A 12,805-nucleotide genomic window follows, 5' to 3' on the forward strand; every position below is an offset into this window, starting at 1 on the left:
CGTGACCGCCGAATCTTCGGATTGACCGATCCGGGGGGAATCCCGATAGTGTCGGCGGATTTGACCCCAGACTTGAGCCGATTTCCGTCGGCCCGATGGTTTATGGAGAGACCACCGATGAACGCATTGGATCGTGGCCGAGGGATCGCCCGCTCGATCGTCGTCCTGGCCGTGGCCGGGGCCTCGATGCCCGCCCTCGCCCCCGCGCAGGGCATCCTGGGCCGAGGTGCGGCGAAGCCGGCCCCCGCCGCCCCGACCACCCCGGCCGCCCTGCCCAAGGCCGCCGGGGCCGAGGCCGAGGCCCACGGGCTCGTCGAGGTCGCCGTGCCGGCCAATCCGAGCGATCCGATCGCGATCGTCAACAAGGAAGTCATCACTCGCGATCGGCTCGCCTCCGAGTGCGTGGCCCGCAAGGGCGAGGAGATCCTGGAGACCCTGATCTCCAAGACTTTGATCGACCAGGCGCTACGCGCCCAGAAGATGGAAATCACCGCCGCCGAGATCGACTCCGAGATCGACTCGATCGCCATGAAGATGGCCGGCGTGACCCGCGACGTGTGGCTCCGCACGCTCGACAAGGAGCGTGGGATCAGCCCGGCGCAATATGCCCGCGACATCATCTATCCGGCCCTGGCCCTGCGCAAGCTCTCCGAGAAGCGGGTCCAGGTCACCGAGCAGGACCTGAAGGACGCCTTCGAGGCCAACTTCGGCCCCCGGCTCCGCTGCCGGATCATCATGACCAACGACATGACCAAGGCGAAGGACATCTGGGAGGCGGTCCGGAAGAACCCGGGCGGCTTCGAGAACATCGCCAAGGAGCGGTCGATGGACACCAGCACCCGCGCCGTGGGCGGGATGCTCCCCGAGCCGATGGCCCGCCACGCCCAGCCCCGTCACGTCTCCGACCGCGCCTTCGAGCAGCTGGTGGACGGCGACCCCAACGACAAGAACCCGGCCCACAAGCCCAAGGATGGCGACTTCACAGGCCCGATCCAGGTGAATGACGCCGGTTGGGTCATCGTCCAGCGCGTCGGCGTCGACGGCGGCAATACCGGCAAGACGCTCGCCGAGCCCGACGTCCGCGCCATGCTCACCGCCCAGATGAACGAGGTGAAGCTCAAGGAGAAGATGGGAGAGGTCTTCCAGGAGCTGATCGCCGCGGCCCACATCGACAACAAGCTCACCGGCCAGGTCAAGCTGGCCCACGAGGAGAACGAGCCCGGGTTCCGCGAGGGGATGGACCGCAACGTCAAGCTCATGAATGCCGCCGGAGAGACCAAGGCCGTCCCGCCGTCGGGGGCCAAGGCCGTGACCCCCGCCGCGACCTCGCCCAACGGGACGAGCCGGCCCCCGGCCGGCGTCCCCGCCGATGCCGCCAAGGCCGCCGCCGTCCTCCAGAACGCGATCAAGGCGGCCCCCCCGGGCACGCCCGCCGCCCGCCGTTGAGACCGGCCTGAGCGGATCGCCCGGTGGTGAAAACAAGGGGGGCGGCATCGGATCACTCCGACGCCGCCCCCCTTTATATGATGAACCGGATGGCGGCCGGGCGAAGGGGCGGGTCTCGTTGCGATCGTCGGGGCGCCGGTATGGTCCGGTGGCAGTTTCCTTATCGGCGATCCGGGCGGGAAAGTTGGGCCGAGTTCGGCCCATGCCCGGAATGCCGACGCGTCGCAGGTGCAACCGCCCCGCCCGGCGAGTATGATGGGTGTCCGGACGAAACGCCCCGATCGGACGTCGGCCGGACCGGACCGACAGGATAGAGCCAGCGATGATCGACCATACGACCCAGCCCGACCCGATCGAAGCCTTCGACCTCGAGGTCGCCCCGCGCGTCCGGGGGCTGCCCCCCTACCTGTTCGGCAAGATCAACGAGCTGAAATACCGCAAGCGCCGGGCCGGGATCGACGTGATCGACCTGGGAATGGGCAACCCGACCGACCCGCCCGAGCCGTGGGTCATCGAGAAGCTGTGCGAGGCGGTCCAGGACTCGCGCAACCACCGCTACAGCGTGGCCTCGGGCATCTTCAACCTCCGCAAGGAGGTCGCGGCCCGCTACCAGTCGCGGTTCGGCGTCGATCTCGACCCCGAGAACGAGGTCGTCGCCACGATCGGCTCCAAGGAAGGGTTCAGCCACATGTGCCTGGCCCTGCTGGGGCCGGGCGACACGGCGCTGGTGCCCGCCCCGAGCTTCCCGATCCACGTCCACGCCGTCGCCCTGGCGTCGGCCAACGTCATCACGCTCGACATCCGCGACCCGGACGCCTACCTGTCCAACATCGCCCGGGTGTGCGAGAGCCTGACGCCCAAGCCCAAGATCCTGATCATGAACTACCCGCACAATCCGACCTCGGCGGTCGTCGATCGCGGGTTCTTCGAGCAGGTGGTCAAGCTCGCCAAGAAGCACCGGTTCTTCGTCATGCACGACTTCGCCTACGGCGACATCTCGTACGACGGGGTGCAGGTGCCCAGCTTCCTGGAGGCCGAGGGGGCCAAGGACGTCGGCTGCGAATTCACGACCATGTCCAAGGGCTACAACATGGCCGGCTGGCGGGTCGGCTTCGCCGCCGGCAACCGGCAGATGATCTCGGCCCTGAAGGCGATCAAGGGCTATTACGACTACGGGCTGTTCCAGGCCGTGCAGATCGCCGCGATCGTGGCCCTGCGGCACGGCGAGGAAGGCCGGCTGGCGCAGGTGGCCGAGTACCAGGCCCGCCGCGACGTGCTGGTCGACGCCCTCCGCCGCTCCGGCTGGGAGGCCGAGACCCCCAAGGCCGGCATGTTCGTCTGGGCCCAGATCCCCGAGCCCTGGCGCTCGAAGATGGGCTCCATCGACTTCGCCATGAAGCTGCTGGAGGAGGCCGAGGTCGCCGTCAGCCCGGGCCGGGGCTTCGGCGAGACCGGCGAGGGGTATCTCCGCCTGGCCCTGATCGAGAACGAGCAGCGTCTCCGCCAGGCGGTCCGCCAGATCAACCGTTGCCTCAAGCCCGAGAAGGTGGCGGAACGCGACTGATCGCCAGGGAGCGACCCGATGGACTGCCTCTTCTGCGACCGCCCGCTCGAATGCGACGGCTGCGGCGAGCCCTACGAGCCGCGCGGCCGGGCCGAATACGAGGCCCTGGGGCGGGTCGAGGTGCCGGTGGCCTGCCCGTCCTGCGGCGCGGTCCTGGTCTGCCACTGGTGCCGCGCGCCGTATGATGGCGAGGACGGCGGCGGCCCGGCCGGCGATTGATCCGGGCGGCCGGCCAACAATCCCGGCCGCCCGACGAACAGCGATGAGAACCCGAGACGCCCCCGGAGAATCCAGCCGTGAGCGATGGCCTGAAGCGCGTGTTCGGGATCGACTTGGGGACCACCTACTCGGCCATCGCCTACGTCGATGAACACGGCAAGCCCGTGGTCGTGCCCAACCAGGAGAGCGAGCGGATCACCCCCTCGGTGGTCCTGTTCGAGGGCGAGAGCGTGATCGTGGGCGATACCGCCAAGGAGGCGGCCCGGGTCGAGCCCCATCGCGTCGTCTCGCGGGTCAAGCAGCACATGGGCGACCCCCACTTCGTCTTCGAGAGCGAGGGGAAGCCCTACGGGGCCGAGGACATCAGCTCGTTCATCCTCCGCAAGGTGGTCGGCGACGCCGAGATCGCGCTGGGGGGGGACAAGATCACCGACGTCGTGATCACCTGCCCGGCCTACTTCGGCACGGAGGAGCGCGAGGCCACCGCCAACGCGGGACGCCTGGCGGGCCTGAACGTCCGATCGGTCCTGAACGAGCCGACCGCCGCCGCCATCGCCTACGGCCTGGAGCAGGGCGAGGACCAGGTGGTGCTGGTCTACGACCTCGGCGGCGGCACCTTCGACGTGACCATGATCGAGATCAAGGACCGCCTGATCCGGGTCATCTGCACCGGCGGCGACCACCGCCTCGGCGGCACGCTCTGGGATGAAGCGATCGTCCTTCACCTGGCCGAGGAGTTCCGCGTCCAGACCGGGGAGGAATCCGACCCGATGGACGACCCCGAGGTCCTCAACGACCTGTTCCTCCAGGCCGAGCGGGGCAAGAAGACGCTCACCCAGCGCGACAAGGCGCCCTTCCGCGTCACCCACGCCGGACGGCAGGCCCGCGTCGAGTTGGAACGCCCCCAGTTCGAGTCGATCACCCGCCACCTGCTGGACCGCACCATCGAGCTGACCCGCGAGATGCTGGCCGACGCGAAGGCCAAGGGCTGCGAGCGGTTCGACAAGATCATCCTGGTCGGCGGGTCGACCCGGATGCCCCAGGTCCGCGACCGCCTGCTCGCCGAGTTCGGCATGGAGCCCGAGAGCTACGACCCCGACGAGGCCGTGGCCAAGGGCGCCGCCCTGTTCGGCCTCAAGGAGTCGCTCCAGGACGAGGTCCGCGAACGCCTGGCGCCTGCCTCGGCCGCCGGCGAAGACGCCGCACCGATCGACCTCGCCGCCGTGAGCGAGGCCGAGGTCGTCGCCGCGCTCGACAAGATCGAGCGCGACCTGGGCTTCACCCTGACCGGCCCGGTCCGCGAGCTGGTGAACACCCGGATCGTCAACGTCCTGAGCAAGAGCCTGGGCGTGATCGCCCGCGACGAGTCCGGCCGCGAACTGGTCGTCTACCTCCTGCCGCGCAACGGCGAGGTGCCGATGGAAAGCTCCAACGACTTCGGCACCGACACCGCCAACCAGTCGGGCGTCGACATCCGAATCATGGCCGGCGAGCGCGACAACCCCGAGCCCCTGGACTGCAAGGAAGTGGGCGTGGCCACGCTGAGCCTGCCGGAGAACTTGCCCGCCCGCAGCCCGATCCGCGTCAAGTTCGCCATCAGCGCCGACGGCCGGCTGTATGTCACCGCCACCGACCTGACCGGCGGCGGCTCGATCGACGTCGACTTCGCCACCGAGGCCGTCATGAACGCCGAGGAGGTCGCCGAACGCTCGACGGCCTTGAGGCTGATCAACGTCTCCTGAACCCAACTCCAGCGAGGCCAAGCCCGATGGCCACCGCATCTTCCACCGGCAACACCCATCTTCAAGCACCCACCGGGGAGATCCGTACCCTGATCCGTGGCGTGGGTTGGGAAGGATACGAAGCCCTCCTGGATTGGTTCGGCGACGACAGTCCTCGCCTGTCTTACGCTCGCGGGAATGTGGAATTCATGTCGCCACTCAACCGTCACGAACGCGGCAAGAAATATCTCGGTTTCATGATCGAGACCATTGCCGAGGAGACGGGCCTGGATTTCGCCTCATTCGGATCGACGACTCTCAGAAGGCGGGACATCGATTGCGGACTCGAAGCCGACGAATGCTATTATTTTGCCGGCATGGAGCACCTAAGCAACACCGACCGAATCGACCTGGAAGTCGAACCTCCGCCCGACCTTTGCCTGGAAATCGAGATCACGAACAGCCTGCTGCCCAAGCTCGAAATCTATGCTCTCATCGGAGTTCCCGAGATCTGGCGATTCGACGGCAAGTCGATCACCATCTTCCGACTCGGCCTCGAATCTCGATATGTTGCAACGGAGAGGAGCCTTCACCTGCCCTTCGTGCCCTTCGAGGATCTTCGGCGTTTCCTGGCGGAATCGGGGGCCGAACCGGAGTTGACCTGGCGGCGTCGGTTTCGGGCCTGGGTGCGCGAGGTCCTCGTTCCGCTCCATCGCGACCATCCCCCGGGGAAGTGACGTCGATCATGGCCACCGCCCTCAAAGACAGCAGTCCAGCGACCCCGGCCCCGGCCGGGCCGGCGATCGGCGAGCGCCGCTTCCTCCTCCGCAACCTCGGCTGGTCCGGCTATGAGGCCCTGCGGGCCTTGATCGGCGACGGCTCGACGCGGGTCAATTATGCGAACGGGGATGTGGAGCTGATGTCGCCGATCTCGCATCATCATGAACGGTTCAAATCGCTCCTCGGCTTCATGGTCCTGGCTCTCACCGAGGAGCTTCGGATCCGGAGGAACGTGCTCGGTTCGACCACCTTCAAGAAGCGGCTCGCGGATCGTGGCCTGGAGCCTGACGAATCCTTCTACCTGGCCAATGCCGGGCGGATCCGGGACCAGGATCGAATCGATCTCGATGTCGACCCGCCGCCCGATCTTTGCATTGAGGTGGAGATCACGAACAGCCTGCTCGACAAGTTGGACATCTACGCCGCCATCGGCGTGCCCGAGATCTGGCGTCACGACGGCGATCAGCTCTCGGTGCTCACGCTCAACCGCGACGGGCGGTATGTCGCGACGGGGGAAAGTGCATCCTTCCCCTTTCTCCCCCTCGATGGCCTGACTCGCTTCCTCCGCGATTACAATCCCGCGGAAGAGACCCAGTGGGGACTGGATTTCCGCACCTGGGTCCGCGAGGTGGTCGCTCCTCTCCGCCAGCAGGCCGGGCCGGGGCCGGGGTAATCGCATGGGCGTATGCGTCGGGATCGACCTGGGGACGACCAACTCGGCGGTGGGGCGGAGGAATGCCTTCGGCCGGCCCGAGGTGCTCGCCAATCGCGAAGGCAACCCGATCACCCCCTCGGTCATTTACTTCGGCACCGACCCGCCCGCCGTCGGGGAGGAGGCCCGGGAGTGGGCCCGCCTGGGCAATGCCGAGGTCGCCAGCTTCTTCAAGCCCCACATGGGCAGCCCGCACTATCGGCTCCGGTTCCACGACCGCGACTACGACGCCGCGGCGCTCTCGGCCCTGGTCCTCGGGCGGCTGAAGGAGGACGCCGAGGCACGGCTCGGGCAGGCCGTCGACCGCGCCGTGATCACCGTGCCGGCCTACTTCGCCGACGCCCAACGCAAGGCGACGCTGGAGGCCGGCCGACTCGCCGGGCTGGACGTGCCCCGGATCATCAACGAGCCGACCGCCGCCGCCCTGGCCTACGGGCTGGGGAAGGCGGGGGCCGAGGAGACGGTGCTGATCTACGACCTCGGCGGCGGCACGTTCGACGTGACCGTGGCCCGGATCGAACCGGACGCGGTCCAAGTCCTGGCCACGGCCGGCGACCACGACCTCGGCGGCAAGAACTGGGACGACCGGATCGCCACCTTCCTCGCCGAACGGTTCGCGGCCGACACCGGCGTGGACCCGCTCGACGACCCCGTGGCGCTCAACGAGGTCCTGTCACTGGCCGAGCAGGCCAAGTGGGCCCTCTCGGGCCGAGCGGCCACCCGAATCACGCTCCAACTCGGCCGCGACCGGCGGACCTACGAACTCGCCCGCGCCGAGTTCGAGGCGATGACCGCCCCGCTCATGGACCGCACCCGACGGCTCGCCGAGGAGGCGCTGGACGAGGCGAAGCTCGACTGGGGCCGCCTGTCGGGCGTCCTGCTGGTGGGCGGGTCGACCCGGATGCCCATGGTCCGCTCGTTCGTCCGGGAGATGGCCGGGCAGGACCCGCGGGCCGGGGTCAACGTCGACGAGGCGGTCGCCCTCGGGGCCGCGATCCAGGCGGGCATTGAGGAGGGGCTGGAGGCCGAGTCGGCGGTCCCCCGGTTCACCCTGGGGGGTCGGCCCCAGCCGTCGCCCGCCTTCACCCTCCCGGGGGCCCGGCGGGTCGTGGACGTGATGGCCCACAGCCTGGGGGCGGTCGCGGTGAGCCAGGACGGGTCGAGCTACGTCAACGACATCATCCTCCGCCGCAATCTCCCGATCCCGGCGGAAGGGACCGTCCGCTACCTCCACGCCACCCACGGCGGCGCCAATGCCAACCTCGACGTTTATCTGACCCAGGGGGAGAGCGACCGGCCGATCGACTGCACGATCCTCGGCAAGTATGCGTTCTCGGGCATCCAGGCAACCGATGCCGAGGTCACCGTCGAGGTCCGCATGGCCTATGATGCCAACGGCGTGGTCCAGGTCCGCGCCGTCCAGCGCGACACCGGGCACGCGCTCCGGATGACGGTCGAGCCGGTGCCCGCCGACCTGTCCTGGCTCGGCCGCCCCCCGGCCTCGGCCGTCCGCGCGCCGCTCGCACCGACCCGGATCTTCCTCCTCATCGACGTCTCGGCGAGCATGGCGGGCTCGCCGTTGATGAAGGCCCAGGCCGCCGCGCGTGCGTTCCTGGATCGCTGCGACTTCACCGGCACCGAGGTCGGCCTGATCGCCTTCTCCGACGAGGTGACGCTCCAGTGCGACGCCACCGACAACCCCCGCAAGGTCCTGGCGGGGCTGGCCCGGCTGGAGGCCGACGGCACCACGAACCTGGCCGATGCCATCGAGCTGGCCCGCAACCGCCTGCTCCGGATCGACCGGACCCGCTACCTGGTGATCCTGACCGACGGCTACCCCGACGCGGCCGAGGCCGCCGCCGAGCAGGCCGCGCTGGCGCGAGGCGAGGGGATCGAGATCGTCGCCATCGGCACCGGAGATGCCGACCTCGCCTACCTGCGGCGACTCGCCAGCACCGAGGAAGGATCGATCTTCGCGCGGGAGGGGGAGCTGGTGGGCACCTTCGGCCAGATCGCCCGGATCATCGCCGAGGGAGGCCGATCGTTGCGGAAGCTCTCATGAACATCCCGCGGACCTGGCGGGCCAACGGCCGGCAAGCCCACGAGATGAGCATCGCCGGCGCCCTGGGGGGGGTCTTCGGACTGTTCTTCTTCGTCGAGCTGGTCCACGCCAGCTCGATCTGGTTGCGGGACGCACTGGCGGGGGCGACGATCGGCGGTGCGATCGGCTTCTTCATCGCGGCGGCGGGACCATTCCGGGACGCGGCCTGGCTTCGCCTGTCCCGCGACGCGACCCGGGGTGTCCTGCTGGGCGCCCTCGGCGGCGCGCTCGGGCTGGTCCTCGGCGAGGTCATCCTCGACTGGCTCCGGGGGGGCCTGATCGGCCGCTCGCTGTCCTGGGCCATCCTGGGCCTGGGCATCGGTGCCGGCCTCGGCCTCGGGCCGGGGTGGCGGCCCCGGATCTACCACGGCATCGTCGGCGGGGCCGTCGGCGGCCTGGTGGGCGGCTGGCTCTTCGAGGCGCTCCGCGCCCGGATGGGCAATCGGATCGAGCTAGGCCAGGGGCTGGGCATCGCCCTCCTGGGCGGGGGGATCGGGCTGGGCCTGGCCCTGACCGAGCAGGTGCTCCGGCGGTCCTGGGTCCAGGTGGTCCGGGGCCGCCAGGAAGGCCGAGCCTACCTCCTGACCGGCAAGAAGACCACGCTCGGCCTCGACGAACGCGCCGGGGTGGGGCTATTCGGCGATGCCACGGTCGCCCGCCAGCATGCCGAGATCGCCGCGACCGGCAAGGACTACATCCTGACCAGCCTCGCCCCGCCAGGCCGGACCCGCGTCAACGGCGAGGTCGTCCACGCCCCCTGGACGCTCCAGGACGGCGATCGCATCGAACTGGGCCAGACCCTCCTGCTGTTCCGGAGGCGCTGACCGATGACCGCCCCCGACCCCATCACGAGCTGGAGCCTGGAGGTGGTCCGCGGCCGCAAGCCGGGCCAGGTCTATCCCCTGGCCGCCAACGAGATCGTGCTGGGCAACGCCCCCACCCCCCCGAGCGTGGGGATCGACCTGGCCGGCCAGGAAGCCCCGACCTCGCGACGCATGGAGGCGCAGCATGCCGCCCTGACCTGGCCGGGGGGGGAGCCGTCGATCCGCGACCTGGATTCCTCGTGCGGGACGTTCGTCAACCGCCGCCGCGTCCTCCCCGGCCAGGTCTGGCCGCTCCGGGCCGGCGACGAGATCCAGCTGGGGGCCGTCGTCCTCCGGATCAGCGACGACGCGGCGCGGGCGGCCGAGCCGGATGAGGCGGGCCCGCCCGATACGTTCTTTTACGTCCTGGCAGGCGGCCAGGCGTGCCGGACCTGGGATGACTTCCTGACGGCGTCCGCCCAGCGTTGGGATTCCCTCCGGGACGAACTGGCCTCCGGGCGGATCGACGCGTTCCTGCTCGGGATCGGCCGGGGGGACCTGCGGCCGCGATCGGCCCTGGGCAGCGGGGCCGACGATCGGCTCGACGCCTGGCTGGCCAGCCTGCCGACCTCGCGGCCGTCGCGGCCGGAGCTGGACGTCCACCCCCGGCGGATCCTGGTGAGGGCGAGCCCCGGCGGCGGGGTCGTCCGCAAGACGATCCGTGTCGCCAACGTGGGCTACCGCCTGCTCCGCTCGTCCGCCCGGGTCGATCCGCCCGACAGCCCCTGGCTCAAGCTGGCCCCGGAGTTCGACGACGCCCCCTTCGCGACCGTCGAGGAGACCGAGATCGCCTTCGACCTGATAATCCCCGAACTGCTGCCCGTGCCCCTTGCCGGCGAGATCGTCGTGGAGGGGAACGGGGGGACGAAGCGGGTCGCGATCACGCTGGAGCCCAGGAGGGACGGCGACGCCCCGCCCGAGATCCTGACGAACGTGGCGACGCCATCGCCCCTCGGGGGATGGATCGATCGGGCCGGCCCCCGGCAGTTGGCCCGGGAGATGTCCCTGGGCCTCGCGGGCCTGCGGCTGATCGTCGCCGTCGCAGGGCTGTTCGGCAGGCCGGCGGGCCTGCCGCCGGGCAGCCCGGCCTTCCCCGGGGTCCTGGTCGCCTTCGGGGCGGCCGGGTCGATCCTGGGGCTCGGCCTGGCCGCCAGGCTCGGGGAACCCCGGGAGATGCCCTTCGGCGCGTTCGCCGGCGGTTGCGTCGGGGCTCTGATCTCGGCGGTGGTCCTGGCCGCGTGCCGGGCCTTCGACCCCCAGGTCTCGGGGGGATGGGCGATCGCGACCCTCGTCGCCTGCCTGATCTGGGCCGCGATCGGGGCGGCCGCGGCCGGGCTGGCGAAGCTTTCGAGGAGGTGGACGCAATGATCGCCCGATGGCTTTCCATCCCGACGCTGGCCTGGCTGGTCCTCGCGTCCTCCGGGCCCGCCCGGGCCGTCGAGGGCGAGGCGGCCCCCGACGCCACGACGGTGACGATCACCCAGGCCGACGAATCAAACTTCCCCGAGATCTCGGTCTACTTCGAGGTCGCGAAGGCCGGCGTGCCCCTGCTCAACGCCGGAAAGGAGGAGTTTCGCGTCGTAGAGGAAGATCAGGAACGGCCGATCCTGGCGTTCGAGGCCCCCGAAACCCTCGTGAAGCGGCCGACCACGGTGGTCCTGGTCCTCGACCGGAGCCGGAGCATGCTGCTGGAGGGCCGCATCGTCGGCCTGAAAGCGGCGGTGGCCCGCTTCCTCGACGGCCTGCCGCGCGGGTCGAGGGTCGCCGTGATCGCTTTCAGCTCGTCCGTCGAGCTGATTCTGCCGTTCACCGAGGACATGGCGGCGGCACGCCGCGCGGTCGAATCCCTGGAGGCCGACGGCGGCACGCACTACTACGATGCGGTCGCCGCCGCGCTCGAACTCCTCCGGCACGAGGCCGGACGCCGGGCCATCCTGGCGATGACCGACGGCGAGGATACCTCCAACCGCCCGGGCGCGCTCGATGCGGTAATCCTCGAATCCCGCCGGCTCAACCTGCCGATCCACACCCTGGGCCTGGGCACGGGCCCCCAGGTGACGTCGGGGTCCCTGGCCCGGCTGGCGTCCGAGACCCGGGGCCAGGCCTACTCCGCCCGGGATGCCGGGCAGTTGCGGTCGATCTACGAGGAGATCGCCCGCCGGCAGAGGACCAATTACCGGCTCTCCTACCGGACCGACCGGCCCACCCAGGACGGGACCCTCCGGCCGATCCGGGTGTTCCACCGCGAGGCGGCGCGGGCCGCCCATTCGGCCGTCTTCATCCGGGGCATGGTCGCCCCGGCGCCCGGTTGGCCGGGGCTGTTCCTGGTCCTTCTCGGCCTCCTCGGGCTGCTGGCGATCCTGCCCGGGCGGATCGCCGCCGGGTGGCGGAGGGGCTGACGCGCGAACCACCATGCTCCCACCGATCCGCTATCCCCTGCCCTCCCTGGTGATCCTGACGGTCGCCACCCTGGCGATCTGGCAGGGGGAAGCCTGGACCCGCGACGCCCGCGCCGCGCTGGCTGCTCGCCTGCGGCGGGCCGTGGAGGGGCCCCCGATCCCGGCATCGCCCCGGCCCCAGGTCATCGTCGGCAAGGTTACGCGCCGGGCGCTGCTGCTCGACGAGGTGACCGAAGTCGCCGTCCGCCCCGGCGGTCGTCTCTTCGCCACCATCGACGCCCGGATGTTCGTCGAGGTCTACGACGCCTGGCCCCCGTCCGGCCCGGCCACCCACCTGCGGATCGGCCACGGGACGCCCACCGGATGGGCACGCGCCAAGGCCCTCCTGCCCTGGAACACCAGGCTGGTCGCCTTCCTTCCGCCCGGCCCCCGCCCGCTCCGACCCGGTCCCGAGAAGCCCGCCGACGCGACGGCGGAAGTCGGGACCGAGGCGTGCCCGGTCCTGAGCTGGACCGACGAGGCGATCGAGGTGGCCGTCTGGGATCGGTCCGCACCCTGGTGGCGGGTCGCCCGGACGGGCTGGATCCGCATTGATGAACTCCCCGCCGATGTTTGGGGGGCCTGGATCAGCGACGTGGAGCTGCCGATCGCGCTCCGGCTGTCCGTCGGCGCCGACCCCTCGGCGTCTCGCACACTGGCCGCGCTGGGCCATCTGATCGACGGACAGGCCTGGTCGAAGGCCGAGATCGCCGAGGCCCGACGGGCCTTGCCGCCCTGGTTCCCGACGGCCTCCGCGGCCCCCCGCAAGTCGCGCGTCTTGCTGGCGGAAGCCAACGCCCAGCCGAAGGCCGAAGCCTCCTGGGGCGGCTTCTCGTTCCGCGCCCTGCCCCTCGATCACTTCCCCTGATTCGGGCCGAGCCAGCCCGACGGGGCGGTCGGATCGGGGAGCGGGGGCGTGAAAAAGCCCCGCGCGATCTGGATCGCGTGGGGCTGGCGTGGT

11 protein-coding genes are annotated in these 12,805 nt (G+C 70.3%); all 11 read left to right on the forward strand.

Annotated features, from left to right (window positions below; genetic code table 11):
* The first annotated feature begins 117 nt into the window (after nt 1–117).
* Nucleotides 118–1,446: a peptidylprolyl isomerase gene (locus TA3x_RS24605; protein WP_435017315.1), complete on the forward strand. Its 1,329-nt coding sequence runs from the start codon at nt 118–120 to the stop codon at nt 1,444–1,446.
* Nucleotides 1,447–1,768: 322 nt separating this feature from the next.
* The gene (locus TA3x_RS24610) at nt 1,769–3,010 is read left to right on the forward strand and encodes an aminotransferase class I/II-fold pyridoxal phosphate-dependent enzyme (RefSeq protein WP_435017316.1); all 1,242 of its coding nucleotides are present in this window, start codon (nt 1,769–1,771) and stop codon (nt 3,008–3,010) included.
* Nucleotides 3,011–3,028: 18 nt separating this feature from the next.
* Nucleotides 3,029–3,229 (forward strand): hypothetical protein, encoded by a 201-nt coding sequence (locus tag TA3x_RS24615; protein WP_435017317.1) that lies wholly within the window; start codon nt 3,029–3,031, stop codon nt 3,227–3,229.
* 77 nt (nt 3,230–3,306) lie between these two features.
* Nucleotides 3,307–4,971 carry an Hsp70 family protein gene (locus TA3x_RS24620; RefSeq protein WP_435017318.1) on the forward strand — a complete coding sequence of 555 codons (1,665 nt, stop codon included), beginning with the start codon at nt 3,307–3,309 and terminating at the stop codon, nt 4,969–4,971.
* A 26-nt stretch (nt 4,972–4,997) separates the two neighbouring features.
* Nucleotides 4,998–5,687, forward strand: a complete 690-nt coding sequence (locus tag TA3x_RS24625) for a Uma2 family endonuclease (protein WP_435017319.1) — start codon at nt 4,998–5,000, stop codon at nt 5,685–5,687.
* An 8-nt stretch (nt 5,688–5,695) separates the two neighbouring features.
* Entirely contained in the window at nt 5,696–6,403 is a 708-nt protein-coding gene (locus tag TA3x_RS24630) for a Uma2 family endonuclease (RefSeq protein ID WP_435017320.1), read from the forward strand.
* Nucleotides 6,404–6,407: 4 nt separating this feature from the next.
* Nucleotides 6,408–8,504: an Hsp70 family protein gene (locus TA3x_RS24635; RefSeq protein WP_435017321.1), complete on the forward strand. Its 2,097-nt coding sequence runs from the start codon at nt 6,408–6,410 to the stop codon at nt 8,502–8,504.
* Nucleotides 8,501–9,367 (forward strand): FHA domain-containing protein, encoded by an 867-nt coding sequence (locus TA3x_RS24640; RefSeq protein WP_435017322.1) that lies wholly within the window; start codon nt 8,501–8,503, stop codon nt 9,365–9,367. The genes TA3x_RS24635 and TA3x_RS24640 overlap by 4 nt, the downstream gene beginning before the upstream one ends.
* Before the next feature lie 3 nt (nt 9,368–9,370).
* Nucleotides 9,371–10,774 carry an FHA domain-containing protein gene (locus TA3x_RS24645; protein ID WP_435017323.1) on the forward strand — a complete coding sequence of 468 codons (1,404 nt, stop codon included), beginning with the start codon at nt 9,371–9,373 and terminating at the stop codon, nt 10,772–10,774.
* The gene (locus TA3x_RS24650) at nt 10,771–11,805 is read left to right on the forward strand and encodes a vWA domain-containing protein (RefSeq protein ID WP_435017324.1); all 1,035 of its coding nucleotides are present in this window, start codon (nt 10,771–10,773) and stop codon (nt 11,803–11,805) included. Before TA3x_RS24645 ends, TA3x_RS24650 begins: the two co-directional genes overlap by 4 nt.
* Nucleotides 11,806–11,818: 13 nt before the next feature.
* On the forward strand, nt 11,819–12,712 hold the full coding sequence (locus tag TA3x_RS24655) for a hypothetical protein (RefSeq protein ID WP_435017325.1): 894 nt from the start codon (nt 11,819–11,821) through the stop codon (nt 12,710–12,712).
* Nucleotides 12,713–12,805: the final 93 nt, after the last annotated feature.

This window comes from Tundrisphaera macrotermitis (assembly GCF_051175315.1).
In the GTDB taxonomy this organism is placed as follows: Bacteria; Planctomycetota; Planctomycetia; order Isosphaerales; family Isosphaeraceae; genus Tundrisphaera.

What these genes read in the sequence shown, in the direction of transcription:
- TA3x_RS24650 (WP_435017324.1), top strand. Translation starts at nt 10,771, where the DNA reads ATGATCGCCCGATGGCTTTCCATCCCGACGCTGGCCTGGCTGGTCCTC.
- TA3x_RS24615 (WP_435017317.1), top strand. Translation starts at nt 3,029, where the DNA reads ATGGACTGCCTCTTCTGCGACCGCCCGCTCGAATGCGACGGCTGCGGC.
- TA3x_RS24605 (WP_435017315.1), top strand. Translation starts at nt 118, where the DNA reads ATGAACGCATTGGATCGTGGCCGAGGGATCGCCCGCTCGATCGTCGTC.
- TA3x_RS24635 (WP_435017321.1), top strand. Translation starts at nt 6,408, where the DNA reads ATGGGCGTATGCGTCGGGATCGACCTGGGGACGACCAACTCGGCGGTG.
- TA3x_RS24610 (WP_435017316.1), top strand. Translation starts at nt 1,769, where the DNA reads ATGATCGACCATACGACCCAGCCCGACCCGATCGAAGCCTTCGACCTC.
- TA3x_RS24625 (WP_435017319.1), top strand. Translation starts at nt 4,998, where the DNA reads ATGGCCACCGCATCTTCCACCGGCAACACCCATCTTCAAGCACCCACC.
- TA3x_RS24655 (WP_435017325.1), top strand. Translation starts at nt 11,819, where the DNA reads ATGCTCCCACCGATCCGCTATCCCCTGCCCTCCCTGGTGATCCTGACG.
- TA3x_RS24640 (WP_435017322.1), top strand. Translation starts at nt 8,501, where the DNA reads ATGAACATCCCGCGGACCTGGCGGGCCAACGGCCGGCAAGCCCACGAG.
- TA3x_RS24630 (WP_435017320.1), top strand. Translation starts at nt 5,696, where the DNA reads ATGGCCACCGCCCTCAAAGACAGCAGTCCAGCGACCCCGGCCCCGGCC.
- TA3x_RS24645 (WP_435017323.1), top strand. Translation starts at nt 9,371, where the DNA reads ATGACCGCCCCCGACCCCATCACGAGCTGGAGCCTGGAGGTGGTCCGC.